The sequence below is a fragment of the Psychrosphaera aquimarina genome, assembly GCF_032461525.1.
In the GTDB taxonomy this organism is placed as follows: Bacteria; Pseudomonadota; Gammaproteobacteria; order Enterobacterales; family Alteromonadaceae; genus Psychrosphaera; species Psychrosphaera aquimarina.
In genome coordinates this window covers 457,040-479,413 of the sequence record NZ_JAWCUA010000007.1, presented here as the reverse complement: position 1 = coordinate 479,413, position 22,374 = coordinate 457,040, and the positions used below count along the sequence as shown (strand labels likewise).

At 39.2% G+C, this 22,374-nt stretch carries 15 protein-coding genes; 6 read left to right on the top strand and 9 right to left on the bottom strand.

Going from position 1 to position 22,374, the window contains the following annotated elements; genetic code table 11:
* Positions 1–18 precede the first annotated feature (18 nt).
* From RT723_RS08725 to RT723_RS08715, 3 genes are all read right to left on the bottom strand, one after another.
* Entirely contained in the window at positions 19–1,017 is a 999-nt protein-coding gene (locus RT723_RS08725) for a LacI family DNA-binding transcriptional regulator (protein WP_315946691.1), read from the bottom strand.
* 131 nt (positions 1,018–1,148) lie between these two features.
* Complete coding sequence (locus tag RT723_RS08720) at positions 1,149–2,681, bottom strand: MFS transporter (RefSeq protein ID WP_315946690.1); 1,533 nt, start codon at positions 2,679–2,681, stop codon at positions 1,149–1,151.
* A 76-nt stretch (positions 2,682–2,757) separates the two neighbouring features.
* Entirely contained in the window at positions 2,758–4,092 is a 1,335-nt protein-coding gene (locus RT723_RS08715; protein WP_315946689.1) for a GH1 family beta-glucosidase, read from the bottom strand.
* A gap of 254 nt (positions 4,093–4,346) precedes the next feature.
* On the opposite strand from RT723_RS08715, the gene RT723_RS08710 reads away from it, so the two are divergent.
* From RT723_RS08710 to RT723_RS08685, 6 genes are all read left to right on the top strand, one after another.
* On the top strand, positions 4,347–5,600 hold the full coding sequence (locus RT723_RS08710) for a sugar MFS transporter (protein WP_315946688.1): 1,254 nt from the start codon (positions 4,347–4,349) through the stop codon (positions 5,598–5,600).
* 24 nt (positions 5,601–5,624) lie between these two features.
* On the top strand, positions 5,625–8,189 hold the full coding sequence (locus RT723_RS08705) for a glycoside hydrolase family 3 protein (RefSeq protein WP_315946687.1): 2,565 nt from the start codon (positions 5,625–5,627) through the stop codon (positions 8,187–8,189).
* A gap of 69 nt (positions 8,190–8,258) precedes the next feature.
* Entirely contained in the window at positions 8,259–9,362 is a 1,104-nt protein-coding gene (locus RT723_RS08700) for a glycoside hydrolase family 16 protein (protein ID WP_315946686.1), read from the top strand.
* 525 nt (positions 9,363–9,887) lie between these two features.
* On the top strand, positions 9,888–11,099 hold the full coding sequence (locus RT723_RS08695) for a type III PLP-dependent enzyme (RefSeq protein WP_315946685.1): 1,212 nt from the start codon (positions 9,888–9,890) through the stop codon (positions 11,097–11,099).
* Between the two features lie 183 nt (positions 11,100–11,282).
* Complete coding sequence (locus RT723_RS08690) at positions 11,283–12,563, top strand: GGDEF domain-containing protein (protein ID WP_315946684.1); 1,281 nt, start codon at positions 11,283–11,285, stop codon at positions 12,561–12,563.
* Positions 12,550–13,371: a substrate-binding periplasmic protein gene (locus RT723_RS08685; protein WP_315946683.1), complete on the top strand. Its 822-nt coding sequence runs from the start codon at positions 12,550–12,552 to the stop codon at positions 13,369–13,371. The genes RT723_RS08690 and RT723_RS08685 overlap by 14 nt, the downstream gene beginning before the upstream one ends.
* A gap of 29 nt (positions 13,372–13,400) precedes the next feature.
* Here RT723_RS08685 and RT723_RS08680 read toward each other — a convergent pair whose 3' ends face one another.
* The 6 genes from RT723_RS08680 to RT723_RS08655 all read right to left on the bottom strand — a co-directional run bounded on the left by RT723_RS08680 (position 13,401) and on the right by RT723_RS08655 (position 22,256).
* Complete coding sequence (locus tag RT723_RS08680) at positions 13,401–14,114, bottom strand: DUF6445 family protein (protein WP_315946682.1); 714 nt, start codon at positions 14,112–14,114, stop codon at positions 13,401–13,403.
* A 3-nt stretch (positions 14,115–14,117) separates the two neighbouring features.
* Positions 14,118–15,626, bottom strand: a complete 1,509-nt coding sequence (locus RT723_RS08675; RefSeq protein WP_315946681.1) for a tryptophan halogenase family protein — start codon at positions 15,624–15,626, stop codon at positions 14,118–14,120.
* Between the two features lie 12 nt (positions 15,627–15,638).
* Positions 15,639–16,658 carry a cupin-like domain-containing protein gene (locus RT723_RS08670; RefSeq protein WP_315946680.1) on the bottom strand — a complete coding sequence of 340 codons (1,020 nt, stop codon included), beginning with the start codon at positions 16,656–16,658 and terminating at the stop codon, positions 15,639–15,641.
* Between the two features lie 46 nt (positions 16,659–16,704).
* Positions 16,705–17,433: a SapC family protein gene (locus tag RT723_RS08665; protein ID WP_315946679.1), complete on the bottom strand. Its 729-nt coding sequence runs from the start codon at positions 17,431–17,433 to the stop codon at positions 16,705–16,707.
* Positions 17,434–17,460: 27 nt separating this feature from the next.
* On the bottom strand, positions 17,461–19,035 hold the full coding sequence (locus tag RT723_RS08660) for a tryptophan halogenase family protein (protein ID WP_315946678.1): 1,575 nt from the start codon (positions 19,033–19,035) through the stop codon (positions 17,461–17,463).
* A 248-nt stretch (positions 19,036–19,283) separates the two neighbouring features.
* Entirely contained in the window at positions 19,284–22,256 is a 2,973-nt protein-coding gene (locus tag RT723_RS08655) for a TonB-dependent receptor (protein WP_315946677.1), read from the bottom strand.
* Positions 22,257–22,374: the final 118 nt, after the last annotated feature.

The window sequence follows — 22,374 nt, the reverse complement described above, 5'->3', positions numbered from 1 at the left end:
GCTAAAACTAGTTTGATATCAAACGATAATAGCTGAGTTCCGTTCAACTAGTTTAGGGATAAATTGGTGACGGATCTCTAGCTTTTTCTTGTCGTATACATCTTTTAATACTAACTTTGCGGCCATATGACCCATTTGTCGAATAGGGTAGTCAATGGTGGTTAGGGTAGGGAATAATAAACTGGCGTAAATAATATTATCGAATCCAGTTACCGACAATTCTTTTGGCACATCCATGCCTTTTTGACGAGCGGTTGCCAGAACACCAGACGCCATTTCGTCGTTGCCACACACTAACGCTGTAAAAGGAATGCCAGCGTCTAATAAGCTAGTTAAGCCGTCACAACCACCGGTTTGGGTAAAGTCGCCTTGGTACATTAGCTGCTCGTTAAATGGCACATTAAATTCTTCTAATGCTTTTTTATGGCCTTTAATTCGTTGATTAGAGTCATCTTTCCATTTAGGTCCAGAAATATAAGCTATTTCACGATGGCCTTTTTCTAATACCGACTTTGTTATTAAATAACCACCTAGGGCATTATCCAGTGTAATACATCTATCGGCCATTTCTTCGATATAACGATTGATGATGACAATAGGCACTTTGCCTTTGTGTAATTCAATTAGATATTCATCAGATACCGCTTCGACATGTAAAATTAAGGCATCACAATTTCGACTTAATAGAAATTCGATACCATCGACTTCTTTATCAACGTCACTGTGTCCTGTGGTGATAATGACGTGTTTTCCAGCATCACGTAATTCTGATTCGGTTCCCCCCATCATTTGTCCAAAGAATGGACCGTGCAATTCAGGGACGAGAAGCCCAACACTGTCACTGCGGTTTGATGCAAGTGAACGAGCTGTGGCATTTGGGCGATAACCCAGCTCTTTCATGGCATCCAATACTTTTTGTTTGGTTTTATCACTTACTTTAGCGTTGTTGTTCATTACACGGGAAACCGTTGCTAATGAAACGCCTGCAAGATCTGAAACTTGGTATATGGTAGCCATTGTGCCCCTTTACTGGATTAAATTTGGTTTACGATTGAAAATTTTCATCAGTTTAACGCTTAACTATGTTAATACCAATTGAATTAATTGGCATTAACAGAATCATGTTTAAGTCGTTAATTAGTATACAATTAACTTGGATTATCTAAACGGCGTTGAATTAACTCTGCGCCCATTTGTTGCTGTTTAGCATCTGTTAATGGGTAAAACATCATTAACGCCGCGGCGGCAAAGCTAAAGGCTGCTGGGATCCAACTCATTAGTAATTTCATTCCAGGTAAGGCATTTTCAATGGTGGCTTTATCCATACCATCGTAACCATAACCAGCTAATACGATAAGCACCAAAGCTCCGGCAAACCCGCCACCGGTTTTTTGCACAAAAGTACCGGCAGAATAGATTAATCCTGTCGCTCTACGGCCATTTTTCCACTCAGAATAATCAGCTGAATCGCCTAACATTGAAAAGAATAAGGTCGGCATGATAGCGGCAAAAAATTCAGCACTACAACCAACGATAAATACATAAGTGGCATCACCTTGAGGTGCCCAAAATAAAGCGCCGGTAAACAAACCACTGAGTATCAATGAAAGGATAAATAGATTTTTACGGCCTAACAATTTAGACAGGGGGCTGGTGCATAATGCGCCAATGATTGAAACCACTAACAATCCGACAAAATATTGCCCAGCCATCAGCTCATCACCAATAAAATACTTAAAGTAATACGCAATAACACCATATTTGATGCCATTAAACATCATGGTTAAAAAGCCCATGCCTAACAGTATCAACCAAGGTTTATTGGTTAAAAGGTCAACCATATCACGCTGAGTACCGGTTAAATCTTCTGGTGTATTATTCAGTAGTTTTTTAATGGCTAGCCACATACCTGTCATAACAACGGCAAAAAAGAGTCCGCTGTACAGTTCGCGATAATAGAAAAACAAAGTCATCGCAAGCAGAGGGAGAATAATAAAAGGTAAATTTTTAACTAAATCAGATATTTCAGACTTTAAATCGGTATCAGCTGCAACCGGTGGTGAAATACGTTCTTTGGTCGTAGCAAAACTGATAAACATTAACACCATTAAGGCTGCCGCAAATACGTACATGGTATATTGGTAACCCATAACATCATCACCGGCACCTAACATAGCCACTAATTTAGGGGTGAATCCCATGACAATTAAGCCACCGATAAATGCCCCTGCAAATCGAAAACCAGATAAGCTTGTACGTTCTTGATCGTCATCGGTCATCACACCCATTAATGCAGAATAAGGCACATTGTTAACGGTATAAGCTAAAGTTAGGCCGATATAAGTGAAGTATGCGTATGCTAATTTACCGCCTTCACTTAAATCTGGCGTAGTGAAGATTAACACCATAAACAACCCCAAAAATGGTGTTGACCATATTATCCATGGTCTAAACTTACCCCATTTGGTATCGGTTCTGTCGGCAATCATCCCCATGATAATATCGGTGATACCATCAGACAGTCGCACTACCAAGAACAACATGGCTGCAGCTGCGGCAGTTAAACCAAAGGTATCCGTATAAAATACAGCTAAATAAGCTAACGCGCCGCGCCAGACTAAATTTGCTGCAGCATCCCCAAACGCATACCCTACTTTTTCGTAAAACGGTAATTTTGTCATGATTGATTCTTATTGTTATTTTTGTAATTTTAAATTAAAAATAAGGCCTTTTAAAAGGCCTTATTGATGTTGATTATTAACGCTGGCTGATTAACGCTTTATAGGCGTGGCCACTATTTTTAATAGTACGTTGTTGTGTTACATAATTAACACGGACAAGGCCAAAGCGTTTTAAGTAACCTTCTGCCCATTCAAAGTTGTCCATTAAACTCCAAGCAAAATACCCTTGAATATCGACACCTTGCTCAATAGCGTCGTTTACCGCATTAAGGTGTTTATGATAGTAATCTATTCTATCTAAGTCGTTGATGACACCATCTTCCATTTTATCCGGCATCGCCGCCCCATTTTCTGCGATATACACAGGTGGTAACTTATATTGAGTATTTAACGACACTAACAATTCAGTTAATGCTTTAGGGTAAATTTCCCAACCTATGTCTGTTCGTGGATATAAATGTTCGAGTTCAGTATAAAACTCGCCTGCTTGTGAAGGCGCACTATAGGTAAGTCGTGTGTAGTAATTTACGCCAAGGAAATCTAACGGTTGCGCGATGATATTCATGTCACCATCAAGTATTTCAGGTTTACAATTTTCATCTAATTCATCAATCATTTTAGGGTATGAAGCATCAAACAGTGGCTTGATGTACCATTGATTAATGTATTGGTCTGCATAGTCCGCCGCTAACTTGTCAGCATCAGAATCAGTAGATGGATAACAAGGGGTAAAGTTAAGCACAATACCGTTTAGGCTATCAGGGCTGTTTTTCTGTAGCACTTTCATGCCCAGACCATGTGCTAATAAGATATGATGAGCGGCTTTACGCCCAAATTCTTTACCGACGACACCAGGGGCATGAACGCCAATTTCGTATCCTAAAAACGCACTGCAAAATGGTTCGTTAAACGTGGCGTAAGAATGCACTCTATTACCTAACGCTTGTGTAATTAAATCAACGTATTCTGCATATTTATAAGCCGTATCACGATTTAACCAACCACCTTGATCTTCTAAGTGTTGTGGTAAGTCCCAATGGTACAGAGTGACAAAGGTTTTAATGCCTTTCGCATTTAATCCATCTAATAAATCAGTATAAAACTTTACGCCTTTAGGGTTTAACTGACCATCAAGCGTTATTACACGCGGCCATGAAATTGATAAACGATAAGCATCAACGGAAAGTGATTCGATTAAATCAATGTCTTGTTGCCATAAATTATAATGATCACACGCGGTTTTACCGTCAGAGTTATCGGCAATTTTACCGTCAGTTGCGCAGAAGGTATCCCATATACATGGCAGTCTATCTTCTACACCACCTTCTATCTGGAAGGATGCGGTTGCAACACCAAAAGTAAACTTTGGCGACAACATTTTTGAATCTTTAGGTAACTTAATTGCGGTCATAATAGCTCTAACTCAGTTTTTGTTTATTCCGTGCGATTAATTATTTTCACTTTCAAATAGAAAGCGCTTACAAAACACTTGAAAAAATATATATAAACCTTTCTAATGGAAAAATGAAAGCGCTTACAATTCAAGTTAGAGTAAATAGTAATTGTTCAAAGGTCAATAATGATTTTGAAACTGATTGTATATTTTTGTAACACTGGCTATGTATACGCTTAAAAATAATAAAAATTAATCACAAGGGGAACACCATGGCAGCGTCTGGTCATTCAACAGTTACACACAACACACTTGATGACGGCAAAAATTATAATTTTGCGTTAACGTCATTAACGACTTTATTTTTCATGTGGGGCTTTATTACCTGCTTGAACGATATTTTAATACCGCATTTAAAAGGGGTCTTTGACCTTAATTACACCCAATCCATGTTAATTCAGTTCTGTTTTTTTGGTGCTTATTTTTTAGTGTCATTACCAGCAGGCTCATTAGTAAAAAAAATGGGTTATCAAAAGGGGATTGTAATTGGGTTAGTCGTCGCGGCCTTAGGTTGTTTATTATTTTATCCAGCCGCCGCTGTGCATAGTTACCCGCTATTTTTAGGGGCGTTATTTGTATTAGCCAGTGGTATCACATTATTACAAGTATCTGCTAACCCTTATGTCACTTTGTTAGGGCCTACAGAAACGGCGTCTTCTCGTCTGACGATGACTCAAGCATTTAATTCTTTCGGCACAACAGTAGCACCATATTTGGGGGCGTTATTCATTTTAAGTGAAGCAACGTCACAAGTAGCTAAAGCTGATACGGCTGAGTCAGTGCAAATTCCTTATCTTGTATTAACCGCCATGTTATTAGTTTTAGCGGCTATTTTTGCTTATTTAAAATTACCTCACTTATCAGAAGCGGAAGTTGAAGAAGGTGAAGAAGTTGAAGGATCAGCTTGGCAATATCGTCATTTAGTTTTAGGTGCCCTTGGTATTTTTGTTTATGTAGGCGCTGAAGTATCTATCGGTAGTTTCTTAGTTAGCTTCTTTGGTGAAGAAAATATTGCAGGATTGGAAGAAGCGGAAGCGGCTAAATACCTTACTTATTACTGGGGTGGGGCTATGGTTGGTCGTTTCATAGGTGCTGCTGTCATGCAAAAAATTGCTGCGGGTAAAGTGTTGGCATTTAATGGTGGGGCTGCTGCAGTCTTAATTGGGTTAGCTATTTTAACTTCTGGCACGGTGGCAATGTGGTCAATTCTATTAGTGGGTTTGTGTAACTCAATCATGTTCCCAACTATTTTTAGTCTTGCCTTAAATGGATTAGGTAAACATACAAGCCAAGGGTCAGGCGTTTTATGTTTGGCTATTGTTGGTGGTGCAATCGTGCCTTTAGCTCAAGGTTTACTTGCAGACACGATAGGCATTCAACTTTCTTTTGCCTTACCAATCATTTGTTACGGTTATATCGTTTATTACGGCTTAATTGGTAGCAAACCAGAATCAGTTTCAGTTTAAGAAAAAAAGATGAGAATTATAAAAATGAAAAATACAATAATTAACCATAAATCCATTATTGCATCTTTTATGGCGATGACGGTTGCCGCGTGTGGGGCCGATAAATCTGCAGAGATGGACTCTTCAGCTGCTAAAGATGCTTCAAAAATATGGCCTGTATTAGATATTGCTGTAAAAAAAGACGACGAAATTGAACGTAAAATTGTTGAAATCATGTCAACCATGACACTTGAGCAAAAAGTGGCTCAAATGATCCAACCTGAAATCCGTGATATTACGGTTGAAGATATGCGTAAATATGGTTTTGGTTCTTACCTCAATGGTGGCGGTGCATTTCCAAATAACAACAAACATTCAACACCTGCGGATTGGATTAAATTAGCAGAAGATCTATATCAAGCGTCTGTTGATGACAGTGTTGATGGTTCTAACATCCCAACAATTTGGGGCACCGATGCGGTTCATGGACATAACAATGTTATTGGTGCGACGTTATTCCCTCATAATATTGGTTTAGGTGCTGCGAACAATCCAGATTTAATTGAAAAAATAGCAAACGTAACGGCGACGGAAGTCATGGTTACTGGTATCGATTGGGTATTTGCGCCTACGGTTGCGGTTGTACGTGATGATCGTTGGGGCCGAACTTATGAAGGTTACTCGGAAGATCCAGAGATCGTTCGTAGTTACGCAGCGTCAATTGTAAAAGGGTTACAAGGACACGCAGATAAAGACTTTTTAAGTAACGACCGTGTTATCAGTACTGTTAAACACTTTGTTGGCGACGGTGGCACCGAAAAGGGTGATGATCAGGGCGATAATTTAGCGTCTGAGCAAGACTTATTTGACATTCATGCACAAGGTTATGTTGGTGGTTTGTCTGCAGGTGCTCAATCGGTAATGGCATCATTTAATAGCTGGCATGGCGACAAAATTCACGGTAATAAATACTTATTAACTAATGTACTTAAAGACCAAATGGGTTTTGATGGTTTTGTGGTTGGTGACTGGAATGGCCACGGACAAGTTAAAGATTGTACTAATGATAATTGCCCGCAAGCGGTTAATGCCGGTTTAGATATTTTCATGGTACCTACCGGAGCATGGAAACCGTTATATGAAAATACAGTGCAACAAGTTAAAGACGGCGTGATCAAAATGAGCCGTATTGATGATGCGGTGGCGCGTATTTTACGTGTGAAATTACGTGCTGATTTATTTAATAAACCAAGCCCAGCTAAACGCCAATTCTCTGGTAAGTTAGAATTGATTGGTGCAAAAGCACATCGTGAAGTTGCACGACAAGCTGTACAAGAGTCTTTGGTATTGTTAAAAAATAAAAATGTATTACCGATTAAACCTACCGGCCATATTTTAGTTGCGGGTAACGGCGCTGATAATATTGGTAAACAGTCAGGTGGTTGGTCAATTACATGGCAAGGTACGAATAACACCAATGCAGACTTTCCTGGTGGCACATCAATTTATCAAGGTATCGCGGATCAAGTTAAAGCAGCGGGCGGTAAAGTGACATTAAGTGAAGATGGTTCATTTAGCACTAAACCAGATGTTGCGGTTGTGGTATTTGGTGAAGACCCTTATGCGGAAGGCCACGGCGATCGTGAAAACTTAGACTACCAACGTGGTGAAAAAACAGATTTAGCCTTGTTGAAAAAGCTGAAAGCGCAAGGTATTCCAGTGGTTTCAATCTTTTTATCTGGTCGTCCAATGTGGGTTAATGCCGAGTTAAATGCCAGTGATGCGTTTGTCGCTGCATGGTTACCAGGTTCTGAAGGTCAAGGTGTTGCTGATGTTATTTTAACGAATGCGGATGGTTCTATTCAGAATAACTTCAAAGGTAAATTATCTTACACTTGGCCAAAATCTCCAGACCAAGCGGTAATAAACCGTTTTGATGAAAACTATGATCCATTATTGCCTTATGGCTTCGGATTAACTTATGGTGACGAAAACGTATTAAGTGATGCGTTAAACGAAACGGTAGAGCGTGACTTATCTAAAGTAACGACTAGAACCTTATTTAATGGTTCTATGCAAAAACCTTGGTTGTTATGGTTATTCTCTGGTGATAAAGAAATGGAAGTTAACTCTAACACTCATTCAATTGGTGCATTAGCTTATCGCACGGTTGATAAAGTGGTACAAGAAGACGCACGTCAAATAACGTTAGATGGCAGCGAACGTGCTGGTTTGCGTATCGCAAGTAAGAGTCACTTTAGAGAAGACTTACGTTCTGATTTAGAAGTGAAGTCGGCGTTACATTTCCAAATTAAATTATCTGAAAAGCCCGCTGCAAAAGTCTCTTTAGCGATGAGCTGTGCAAGTGAAGGTGATACGCAAGGCAGTTGTGGTTCGAGTATTGATATTACCTCGCAGTTAAACGCTTTACCGTTAAACGAATGGCAATCCATTTCAATTGATATGGCTTGTTACGCGAATACGGGAATTCGAATGGCTGACCTAGTGGTACCGTTTGAATTATCGTCAAAAGGTAAACTTAAATTAAGTTTAGCTGAAGTTAAGTTTGAGCCAAATACAGCAGCTCAAGCGACAATTAGCTGTCAGTAAAACATAAAAATTTAATGTCATTGTTAATGATAGAAATGGAAGCCTAGCTTCCATTTTTTTGGAAAGATTATGAATAAGAAAATAAATATTACGTTATCTGGTTTGTTTATCACTGTGTTGTCGGCTTGTGGCAGTAATAATACTTCTGAGCAACAAGTTGAAGTTACTCCAGAGCAAGTAACAGCGCAGAAGCAAATTCCAGATGTACCAGTACAAGACAAAATACAAGTAAATGAAAACTGGAACTTAGTTTGGCAAGATGAATTTGAAAACCCAGAGATCGACCTAAACAAATGGGGATTTGAAATCAATTGTTTTGGTGGTGGTAATGACGAAAAACAATGTTATACCAACCGCAGCGATAATGCGTATATTAAGGACGGTGTTCTCACGATTGCCGCGTTAAAAGAGAGTTTTACTGGACCGGCATTACTAGACGATGACCCAAATTACTCCGTGGAAAATACTCGCACGCAACCATATACATCAGCAAGATTAAGAACCAAATACAAAGGTGACTGGAAATACGGTCGTTTTGAAATCAGTGCAAAATTGCCATACGGGCAAGGCACATGGCCCGCGATTTGGATGTTACCAACCGACTGGGTTTATGGCGGTTGGGCGGGTTCTGGCGAGTTAGATATTATGGAAGTGGTTAACTTAAAGGCTGAGTCTGACGAACCGAGTTATGCAGGTTTTCCGGAAGGACGTGTTCACGGAACTTTGCATTATGGCAGGAAGGCTCCTGAAAACGTTTATACAGGCACGTACACTCACCTACAAAATAATGATAACCCAGCAGATGACTTCCATGAGTATGCCGTAGAATGGGAAGAGGGCGAGATACGCTGGTACATAGACGATATCCATTACGCCACTCAAACCAGTGACAGCTGGTATACCCAATATATGAAAGACGGCAAGTTAGTGAATGGTGAAGGGGCTGCTCCGTTCGACCAAAACTTTCACCTGATATTAAATTTTGCGGTTGGCGGTAATTGGGCTGGCAATGTCAACGAAAAAGGCATAGATGAGTCGGTCTTTCCGCAAGTGTTTGAAATTGATTATGTACGTGTTTACCAGTGCTCTACCAATGTAGAAACAGGCAAAGGCTGTGCTGCGATAGATCCTGCGGCTAAGTTAGTGATAGGCGCGCCACAACCTGAGTTGTAAATGATATAACTCAGGTTAAATTAGATATAAGATTTAATAAATACAACAGACTAAAGCACAATTGAACATTACCGTGAACTTGTGTTTTAGTCTGATAATACAGCCCCAATTTTCCCTTATTATTGTTGTTCAATAAAAAATTTAAATTCCCACGATAAAAATATTTTGATTAGGCATTTTTACACTACATTCATTTGGTATGGCTTTGTAGTTTATCGTTTTTGTGCAATCCTTGGTTTTGTAAGTGATTGATTATTAATATTGTTTTACCATGTTGGGCTAATGTATTTTAATGAAGTACACAGTACGAATCGTCCTATTTTTTGATTAATAAAAAGTTTGCATTACGTCAAAATTTATTTATTATCCCGCCACTTCTTGTTGATAGCCAATCCAAGTACATCGCAAAGGCGGCCAGGCAATAGAGCAACTATCCAAGAGTGAATTTGAATGTTTAAGTATATTTTAACTCGCTCAAACCTTAACTGGTTTATATAGCTTATAAAGACGGCTGGAGAAATTGCAATGTCTGTTACAAACTTAGAAACGAACTTAACCTCAACCATTGTTTCACCTATTAATGGTGACATTGCAGCATCATTAAGCAACAGCACAGTTGACGCTTTGGTATCTCAATACGGCACCCCATTAATGGTGTTAGATTGTGACGTAGTACGTCATCAATACCGTGCATTACAAGACGCATTGCCAAACGTAGAATTACATTATGCACTTAAACCTTTGCCGCATCCTGCTGTAGTAAAAACCTTATTAGCTGAAGGTGCCTACTTTGATTTAGCAACAAACGGTGAAGTTGATTTAGTGCAATCCGTTGGTGTACCAAGCGAGCGAACTATCCAAACACACCCAATTAAACGTGATAGTGATATCCAGCATGCATTACGTTATGGCTGTAACGTGTTTGTTGTGGATAATGCCAATGAGTTAGAGAAGTTTATACCTTATAAAGATCAGGTTGAGTTGTTGTTACGTGTCAGTTTTCCAAATGCGGATGTCTTAGCAGACCTATCTAAAAAGTTTGGCTGTAAACCAGAGCAAGCCCTTGAGTTAATTAACTATGCCTTTGAATTAGGTATTCGCATTAAAGGTTTGTCGTTCCATGTTGGTTCGCAAACGCGTTCTGGTGAAAAGTATTCATTAGCCATATTACGATGCAATGAAATAATGAAACAAGTGACAGATGCTGGTTTACCAGCGTTAAGTACGTTAGATATTGGAGGCGGTTTTCCGGTACATTACACTCCGGACGTATTGCCAATAAATGTATTTTGCGCGCCAATAAGAGACGCCTTAGCACTATTACCTGAGACAGTACGTGTGATTGCTGAACCAGGACGTTTTTTAGTGGCTCCATCAGTAACCAATATTGCTGCGGTGATGGGTCAGGCGGAACGTAATGGACAAACTTGGTACTATTTAGATGATGGTATTTATGGTTCGTTTAGTGGTTTAATGTTTGATGAAGCAAAATACCAAACCAAAAGCCTAATTCAATCAGACGATGTGTATTCAAGTGTGTTGGCAGGGCCAACCTGTGACAGCATAGACGTGATCACCGATAACATCATGTTGCCAAAGTTAAATAATGGTGATCTGGTTGTCAGTACTATGATGGGCGCTTATTGTTCGTGCACCGCAACAGATTTTAACTTCTTTAAAAAAGCAGAAGTCATCGTTGTTGGCGAAGAGACTATGTTTGCTTCCATTAGTGCGTAACCGTAAAGCTAAGTATTAATTACCCAATAGTGTTAAAAGCCGCCTGACTAAAGACGGCTTTTTTATTTGCCCGCACTGTATATTTAATAAACTTTTAGCCACTTGGCTGAAAACGGTTTCATTAAAGCCATTACTACTCTAAGATTAATGTCAATTTGAAGTGTCTGAGAAGTATCCGTTTTAATGTTTGCAAGTTCTCCGAGGCCAAACAATCTCTCTCAAAAAATGTTACTCGTTATTTTTTCTATTTACTTAGGCGTAACTTGCTTAATAACTTGTACACAGTTTTTAACCGAATACCTTAAAACCCAAGACTCCATCTCAAGTGAATTAAAACAGCTCGAAGAAACCGTTCGAGGACCAATCTCATCCAGTTTATGGCAATACAACCAAGCTCAATTAGATGTATTAATTGAAGGGTTAATAAAAATGCCAATCATCGTTGGGGTAGATGTGTTTGATAAAGATGGTGAAAGCATTATTTCGAAACGAGCTTACTCGCCATCCGCAGTGCCTCTATCTACTTTTGATAGCAAAACAGAGTTAAGTTGGGGGGTAAACGGCGACCGTATTTTTCTTGGTTCTTTGGTTCTGTACTCATCATCTGAAATAGTATTAGACCGCGTATTGTTTGGATTTTCATTGATTATTATGACCGCTTTTATAAAGTTAACTATTTTGTTTTGGTTATTTATTTGGGCGTTTAATCGCTATCTTGCGACGCCACTGAAAGGATTAATGTCTCAAGTTAATGACGTTCAGATAAGTCAAGATATAAGTAAACGGATTGCGCTGCCTGATATTGAGAATAACGAAATAAGGCAACTGCAGGAACATATGAATAATATGCTTTCGGCTATCGAAGCAGATCAAGTACAACTATTGGAAGACGAACAAGCTAAACGGGCATGGTTAGAAGATGCGGTTGCTAAACGAACGGCTGCATTGCAAGTTTCCAATGAAAAACTAAAAGAGTTAGCAACCAGAGATTCGCTAACAAAGGTGTTAAATCGTGGCAGCTTTTTTGAAACGGCTCAGCACTTACTAACTCTTTCCCAGCGACAAAAATCTCCAGCATCGTTTGTATTAATGGATTTAGATTTATTTAAATCTATTAATGACACCTATGGTCACTTTATTGGTGATCAAGTGCTTGTTCATTTCACTAACACTATACAAACCTTGGTAAGAAAATCAGACTTAATTGGCCGTGTTGGCGGTGAAGAGTTTGCAATATATCTACCTGATACTGATGAAAAAGATGCGCTCAATATCGCCGAGAAAATACGGGCTGAGGTTGCTCGTTCAATATTGGACGTTGAAGGTAAACAAGTTAACTATACCGTCAGTATTGGCGTTGAAACTTCTTATCTTGAAGAACAATCTATTGGTGATTTATTTAAACGTGCCGATTTAAAACTGTATGGTGCCAAAGATAAGGGGCGAAATTGTGTGGAGAACTAGACGAGCTTGTCGTAAAAAAGCAAACGCCTTATTTATCACTGCGCTATTTGTTATAGGTACGCTATTTAATATCGCTCATGCTACAACGCTAAAAGTTTGTTATGACCAATGGGCACCAATGACCATCTTTCCCACTGCAACGTCGTCTCGTCGTGGTGTCATAATCGATATGGTTGAACAAATATACACAGCCCAAGGTTACACCATAAAGTATTATGAAGTTCCATTAGCAAGAGGGTTAGAAATGGTCGCTGATGGAACATGTGATATGTTGCCTGAGTACTTAATATCAGATAGTGCAGAGCAGTTATTTGACTTTGCTACACAAGAAACATTTGCTTATAAATCAGCCTTTGTCGTTAGAAATGCAGACGACTGGCGTTATCAAGGCGTCCAATCTATAAAGGGTAAACGCATCGCAACGGGGCCAGGTTGGGATTACAGTTCAATGAGTGCTGATTATCAAGGTTTTATCGACGATCCTAATAACGCGTCTATGGTTGAAGTGATTGCTGGAAATGACGATGTGATTGAACGTATATTCCGCATGATCAAAGAAAATAGAGTGGATGTGTACGCTGACAATGAACTTGTCCTGCAGCATGTGTTAAATCAGTTAAATTTAAACCATGAGTTAAAAATAGTACGTCCAGGGTTGGAAAAAAAGTTAATAGAATATCCCATTTTCTCGAAAACCATCCCAGCTGAGAAAAGACAGAAATTAATTACTATATGGGAGCAAGGACGTGTCTCTTTAAAAGGGGAAAAAGAACAGTTATTACTTAAAAAGTATAATGTGTCACTTTAATGTTTGCGTTTTGATTGAAGCTTTAACGGCTATTTAAACTCAAAGAAAATATTGGCAGTTAACCGTCCGTTTTTTGGATCACTCGACAAGTCATTGGTTTTATCTACCGTTACAGAGTGCAATAAATTGCTTGGGTAAATCACTAATCTATTAGGTTTGTATTCCACTTCATAAAACTTTTCAAAATGGTCGTTGGACCCTGTGATATAACCCGGTTCAGGTTCACCATGTTGTTCAATATACTGCTTTGCACTGCTTATGTATTGATCACATCTAGCTTCGGTAATACGTTCAAATTTGGTTGGATTGTGTCGATATAATCCAGTGCCACCATGTGGGCCTTCTGCCAAATAGTGTAATACCGCAAAACAGGTTGAACTGTTGGTATCAAAATGAGGCATACGTTGTAACAAATGTAACGCGTTAGGCGCTAATGACAGCAGCGAAAAGTACGAGCTTAATGGTGTTACACGTTTACTTAATTCAATGCCATAAATTCCGTATAAAGGCTGATATACCGCTTGAAGTAGTTTGATTATATAACTGTCTGGTAACGGGCTACGAACCCCAGGATAAAGGGTTTTTTCATCTGGTGCGTATTCGGCATGCTCATAGGCAAACGTTTTTAATGCTTCTGTGCTCGATGCAAAATCATCAATGATGATCAAAGGCGTTTGTTCAACGCCCATTCTCATCACATTAACTTGCATATTTGGGTTTGGCGTAAAGTACTCTGCAGACATCGGCTAAGCCTTAACCGTACTCTTACAATAATGTTGTATAAAGTCATAATGATCAGGCCAAGAGGCAACTTTCTTTTTCACATTATTTTTAATATGCATTAAAAAGTTTTCTAATTCAGCATCATCCATTTGGTCCACTATTGGGTGATATTGCTCAGGCATCAAACCTTGTCCTAACATCACTTGAACCCACGAGGTTTCACCAAATAACTCTTCCGCTTTTTTGAATACACGGCCGGACTGTTTAAATAAATCCATTCTGTGTTGTAACGAATCAGGGATCTCCATGTTTTTACAATGACGCCAAAATGCGGTGTCTTCACGGTCTGTTAAGTGGTAATGCAAGATAATAAAGTCTCTTATATTATCGTGTTCAAATTTAGTTTGAGCGTTAAATTCATTTACATCTGATTCATTGATCCCCTGGCTTGGGAACATCTGCATTAATCTTACAATAGCGCGTTGAAATAAATGAATGCTGGTGGACTCAAGTGGCTCGATAAAGCCAGAAGATAAACCAACGGCAATACAGTTTTTGTTCCAATGTTTTCTGCGTGTTCCAGTTTGAAACTTAATCACTCGTGGTTCATTTCTTAATGTGCCAACTAGGTTTTCGCGTAACTTGGCGATGGCTTCATCGTCCGTCATATATTTACTGCAAAAAACTAAACCGTTGCCAGTTCTATTTTGTAATGGAATACGCCATTGCCAGCCTGATTCATGAGCGATTGAGCGAGTATAAGGAACAGGTTTACCAACAGATTCCGTTTGTACCGCAATAGCACTATCACAAGGCAGCCAATGACTCCAATCTTCAAAACCAGTGTGAAGCGCTTTCTCTATTAATAAGGCTCTGAACCCGGTGCAGTCTAAGAATAAATCCCCCTCAACTACTTGTTCTGAATCTAAAGTTAGGGACTCGATAAAGCCGTTTTCATTAGATAAGTTAACCTTATCAATCTTACCTTCCACTCGTGTAATGCCATGTTGTTCAGCAATATTACGTAAGTATTTGGCATATAAACCTGCATCTAAATGGTATGCATGATTTAACGCTTGATTGGCTAACACCGCAAATCGACCTTCTCGTGCAGCAAGGTGCTCTGGTACATAATCACCAATTTCAGAAACAATGCCTCGTTGGTGGCCTTTTAACCAAAAATGTTGAAAACCCGCTGCCCAACAGTCTTGGCCTAAAAATCCAAACGAGTGAATGTAATCTTTTTTAACATCACGCCAATTTTCAAAAGAGATACCCATTTTAAATGTGGCATTGGTGGCCGCCATAAAATCTTGTTCTTTTATGCCCAATAATTGATGAAAAATATGTAAGGTCGGAATCGTGGCTTCCCCCACACCAACGGTGGGAATTGCATCTGACTCAACCAGAGTCACATCGATATTTTTACCAAGTAATTTAGTTAGTGCAGCTGCTGCCATCCAGCCTGCAGTTCCACCGCCTGCGATAACAACCTTTTTAACTGGATTCTTAGTTGATTTACTATCATTCATAATTGTGACTCATTATCGTTTAAGTTGTTCTAACAATTTAGCTCGGAGTTTTCGAGCTTCAATTTCTGTCATCGGTTGTTTTAAACAACCTTGGGCGTGCTCTGGGATATGGGCATTGTCACTGTCTTCATGATCAAATACATAATGTTCAAATAGTGCTTTCCATGCTTGACGTTGTTCCAGAGGTAAATTCCTAATACTTAAAATTGCTAACTCGATTGCATTATCTGGCCTGCCCATAAAAGCTGGACTATTGCGCCACCAATGCGTAACCAACACATTAAAGCTGGTTAACCCTTCAACATGATGCCACCACATACTAGGAATAAATAAAGCATCACCAGCCTCAAGATTAGCAACAAGCGCATTATCTAGAGCGGTTTGAAATTTCGGATGTTTTGTTAAGTCCGGTTGTTCAAAGTTCACCAAACTAATGTCTTGGCCTCCAGGAGCAAACTCCTTAGGGCCAACATATAAGTTTTTAACTTGTTCAGGTGGAAACAAGGTAAATCGTCGTTTACCTACGGCGCAACAGGCTAAATTATTCGGGAAGTCAAAATGTGCGGCAATTTTAGTTTTATTACCCAGCCACAAATTAGTGATAGGTTGTGCGTTTTCAATTGTGACGTTATTTTCACTGTTTAGACTAGGAAAATGACGATGAATGTTGGTGGAGCCAACATACACAGCAGGAGGCTGTGCTAAATCACGTACCTCTTTTAATTTGTTTAATACCGTTGGCAAATCTAGTGTCGCACTTTGAAAATTAAAACCGTTAAAGTCGGCATTGTAAAAAATACGACCGTTGGCATCAGGCTGTGCATAATACGCTGATATCGGCTGACCGTTATAGGCGTTGTTTATATATTCAAAAGCGTGGTCTTGTGACTGTTTTCCAGCGTTAACTAAAGGCCAGTGATTAATGAAGCCTTTCAGTAAAACGGGTTCAGCCGCATTAACTATATGCTCAGGTAATGATTCACCTGCAGGTAAAAAGACCTCTTTAACCAGGTTTTTAATATCTAACATCATCGTCCTTTAACCGGAATTTAACTAAGCTAAAAAAAGGCTTAGTCTTTTACAGACCAAGCTGCGCATTTTTTAATTGAATTAAACGAGTTACATTAGATTGTGATGCCAAGGTCATATAAATCGGCTGTAAGTGGCCATTTTGATGCAATTTAGCAATCACTTCACTACTAAGCGCTGCGAGTTTATCTTCATTGATAGTGTAAAAACCTAACATCTGATGTTGAGATCGGTCATTGAGTTCTACGTCTAAGGTGAAAGACTCTAATAGCTCAAGTTCTACCAACATATCAATAAAGGCATTGTGATCTTCAATACCGTGATGCAGTACTTCCATCATGTCTGCCATGCTTTCTAAGTATGGGGCATTCGCGCCAAATTCTAAGAATAATGGTTCACCTTGCTCAGTATTAACTCTAGGATGATCTTCATCCAAAAATAAAACACGTTGATGTTTTTCAATGCCATCTTCCATTAATGCTTGTTCTCCGATTAAAAACGGCGTGCGTGCATGAGTTAATGGAATATAAGGTACTGACCAACGATTGTCCTTGATGAATAAGTTTTCATTTTGTTGAAACCCAAACAAGGCAACAGAGAAAAAACGCCCTGTATTTTCGTCTTTAGTAAAAAATATAGGGTAATAAGCCTGAACACTTCGGTACTCAGCAGGGAAGGTTTGTGTAAACCAAATATCGTCGCCGTAGGCGGCTGAACGTTCTGTGATGATCTTTGTATCTTTATGGTCGATGTTGTTGACTAATGTATGATTTGGCATGAAGCACCTATTTAATTTTTGTTATTGTTATATTTTTGCAAATCCGAATTTTTTTACTTTATTAAGTAAATCGCGATTTGAGGTTAATACTGCTGATTGTTGCTGTGTGCGTAGTCTATTTTCATTAAACAACTGCTGAGCGCGTAGTTCAATTTGTTTATCCTGTCTTTTGGCAATCGGGTTTGACTTAAAGCCCATTCCAAACATCACATATTGATAACTGGCGGCTGGAAATAATGGATTATATCCCGCTTGGTCTAATCGGTAAGGGTATTGATGTTGCCATAACTCTAAGTTTTCAATTAACGAATCTGGCATTGACTTAGGATCTACATTATCAAGCCAATATTGACTGTCTGTACGTTTTGTCAGCACATAATGAAGTTTAAGAAACTCAATAATTTGAGTCCAATGCTGGGACGTGGTTTGATTATATCGTTTGGCAATAATGGGCATAATCGCACGATTTTTAGGAAATTGTTCGGCTAAGAAATTGGCTGACTGTTCTATTAATGCAAGCGCGGAGGCTTCCAAAGGCTCAATAAAACCTGCGGACATACCAATGGCTAAACAGTTATTATGCCAAAACTTTTCTCTATATCCCGGGGTAAAATTAATGGTTCTTGCTGGCAGTGCTTCCGCTTGTTTGATACCAATAGTAGGCGTTAAGTATTGCCTTAATTGTATTTCTGCTGCGTCAGTTGTTGTATGATCGCTTGAAAATACATGACCAACACCACGTCTGCTTTGTAAACCAATATCCCAAATCCAGCCATTAGTTTGTGCGGTTGATAATGTGCAAGAGGCAATATCTTGATTTGGATCATCATAGGGGGCCTGAATCGCGATTGCGGTGTTATTAAATAATTGGTCTTGTTTATTAATGAAGTCAATATTGTAATGTTTACCAATTAACAAAGATGCAAAACCAGTACAGTCAACAAAAATATCCCCCGCAATGGCTCCGTTTTTCTCGGTTTCTATATGATTAATAAACCCTGAGTCGTCATTATGGATTTCTGTGACATTGTCGATGACATGTTTCACATTAAGTTTGTTGATTGCATGTTTTTTTAATAAGCCGCTAAACTTGCCTGCATCTAAGTGATAACCATAATTGCCAATAAAGGAATATTCCGGAGAAGTGATCAACTTAGGCGCTTTACCTTGTTTTGCTAATACACTTTGAGTTGAAACGGCATCTGCAAAACAAACTTGTTCAGAGTAGGGCTGCCAATGTGGGGCTAAATTAATGTTTTGAAATTCGACTGGGACGGTAAAAGGATGAATATAACTGTCTTGTGGGTAAACCGGATTAGTGGAAGTAAGGCCTTGCCAATCATTAAATTGAGAACCTTGTTTAAAACTGGCATCACAGCAATTAATAAATTCATTTTCACTAATGCCAATCTTCTTTAACGTGGCTCGCATGGTTGGCCAAGTACCTTCGCCTACACCAATTGGATTGATATCTGAAGATTCAACTAAAGTAACAGTGTAATTTGAATTACTTAAATCAAGTTCTGCCGCTAAGATACATGCAGTTAACCAGCCTGCACTACCACCACCGACAATGATTACTCGATTAATTAGATTATCCACATTCTACCTACTGCTTTTCAACGTTAAACGTGACTGATAATGACATTTGTAACACATAATAATTTAAGGTTAAACGACTGAGGTGATCACAATGACTTAGTCAAATAACAAAAGACTAACCTTAATATATTAGGGTAATAATTTAGATGGTAAGCGGTACATAAAAATAAGTCGCTACTCATAATATATGGCGTAGCGACTTATTCAATTTAACACTTATAACAAGTTATTCACATAATCATTAATGATTAGAATGAATAACGTGCACCAAAGTTATAACGTGGGCCTGTTTCTGTTAAGTTTAACACTTGTTTTTCAGCACGACCGTGAGTACGTGTGAAGTTGTTAGCAATGTTAATACCTTCAAAGAAAACCGTTAACCCTTCAACCTGGCTAACGTCGTAGCTCATGTTAAAGTCAATTTGAGAGTAAGCTTCAACAAATATTGGAGAAGGACCTACATCACCTTGGTAACGAGATGCAAGGAACTCATCACGCCAGTTATATGCGATACGTGCTTGGAAGCCGTCTAAGTCGTAGAACGCAATTAAGTTAGCTGAGTCACTGATATTTGTTAATACCGGTTGGTCTTCTAAGTTCATAACGTCGTACTCTAAATCAGTACTTACCGCAGTGTAGTTAGCAATGACGCCGTAACCTGTTTCACCAAATAAGTGTTGGATAGAGAATTCCATTCCATCAATTGGTGTTTTACGGTCATTATTAGTTGGGACGTTTATCGCAACATTCATAATATTATCCGTAGCAGGGTCACCCGTAATAATACCGTTTGCAACATCTACATACGGGTCATTTGGATAATTGGCAAAGATATAATCACGAATCGCTACCGCATCAGTTGTATTTAATGCAAGACGAGCTTCGTTATATTTAGCACCATCACCTGGGTTAGCAATACCGTAAATCGTAGAGTTTTCTTCAACGTTAGCTATGTAGTTTTGAGTGTCTTTCTTGAATAAACCAAAAGACATATAACTTGTTTCGCTGTAGTACCATTCAACAGATAAATCTAAGTTAGTAGATTCAAGTGGTAATAGGTTTGGATTACCCGCACTACCGTTTGCCCCACTTGTTCTTGCTAATGAACCAACAACGGTTCCACCTTGGATGTCGGCATAATTAGGACGACCAATCGTTTGGCTGTATGCCGCACGAACGATAACATCATCAGTAACTTCTAAATTAAAGTTGATGTTAGGTAGGAAGTAATCGTATCCACCAGTTTGAGTTTGGAATACACGACCGCCATCACCTAAGATAACTTCGTTAGCAGATACCCATTCAGCGCCATCACGAGCTGTCACGATAGAAGTTGATTCAACTTCAGTATCTTCCCAACGTACGCCTACATGTAGACCGTAATACATACCAGCCATTTCACCGTCGTAGTTATACTGAGCATAAACTGCAGTAGAATTCTCTTCAGTAAAGCGGTCAGTGTCGCCACCATAATTAGTTGATGGGCAGAATAAGTTTCCACAGTCACCAGGTGTTGCACCAGCAGACGTTGTGTAAGCTTCTGCAGCAATTGCACGAATTGCTTCAAAGTCCCAAACAAACATTCTATCGATTGCTTGCATGTCGCCTGATAAGCCGTTGAAGTTACCGCCTGATGTATCAAAACGATCTTGAATGCTGTCCACTGGGAACATATCTTCAGTGAAGATACTTGGTTGATCAACACCCATGCCACCCCAGTCATTACGCTGAACGTTAATAGCTTGAGAGTGATTACTTACTGATGTTAATGAAACACCAAAGTCGATGCTGCTATTTTCATCAAGGACATAGCTACCATTAACTTGTTGTTGAGAAACGTCAGAAGCGTCTTGTGAGTTACCAAATGTACTACCTGTAACACGCATATCAGACCATTGAACGTTTTCACTACCGTCAACCGCTAAGATAGGACGATCACCTGTGAAATCAGTTGCAGCTCTGGTACGAACAAAAGCAGCCATAGACATGTTTGCAGCGCTACCGTATTGACCATTTGGGGTTCTAGAAGCGTCAGATGAATGTACGTCTAATTCAAGTTTTAAATCTGAATTAACTTGCCATTCAACATTTAAACCAATTGAAGAACTTTCGTGACGGTTAGCAGAGAAACCACGTGCCATTGATAAATCGGCAGGTGAAGCTGACGGGTAATCTTCTGAATAAATTAATGGAGTAGCAACAGGGCCATCAGACCAGACGTTCTCTGAAGTACCAAAGTTATACCAAGCAGAGATGTCATTGTGTTGAACATCAATGTCGTTTTGCATCATAGTGTAATCAAGTGTCGCCGTTACTGAGTCAATTGGACGATACTGAAGTACTAACTGTGCATTGGTACGGGTACGTTGTTGTTCTTCAAATTTATATATCGTTGTTTGAGGAACCGAATAAATATCTGAATCAGCAGGACGGTTAGTTTGAGTTGAGTCTTTAGCGACACCACCCCAAGTTGCATTGGTACCTGACCAATCTGTATCAGCAGTACCAGGGAATGAACGCCAACCTGTACCAACTTGTGCTTGAGCGTTGCCACTTTCACGTTTTTGGTAACTAGCAGAAACGGAAACACCGAATTTGCCATCTTCATCTGTATATGAATATAAACCAGATAATTCTGGCGTAATAGAACCATCTTCAGTTGAAGTATCTGCTACCGCTTTTACACCAAACGAAGCTTTAGTACCTTGATGAGAAAGTGGTTTATGAGTTTGAATGTCGATAACCGACCCGATGCCACCTGTAGGGACTGATGCGTCACCTGTTTTAGTTACCACAACACCACTAACACCTTCAGAAGCGATATTAGCAAAGTCAAAAGAGCGGTTACCGGTAGTTACAGGCATTTGACGGCCGTTTAGTGTAACTAAGTTCATTTCTGGTGGAATACCACGTACTGTTACTTTACTACCTTCACCGTTCTGACGGTCGATAGAAACACCAGCAATACGTTGCATAGATTCGGCTAAGTTTGTATCTGGGAATTTACCGATATCTTCTGCAGAGATAGCATCAGCAACGCCGTTGCTATCTCTTTTTAAATCTCTTGATTTGATTAAAGAAGCACGAATACCTGTTACTTCGATAACTTCTACATCTTTAGCTTCGTCCGCTGCATGAGCAACAATAGGAGCTGCAAATGCGCCAATTGCGATAGACAAGCTAGTTGCTATTTGTGTTTTTACAAAGCGATTATTTTTCATATTATTCTCGCACTTTCCTGTTGATGTTGTGATTTTATATTTTAAATTAGTTTTCACTGAAAGCGCTTACATTGGACAGGGTTAAGATCTTCTGAAAGCGCTTACATTCATAAAGTAA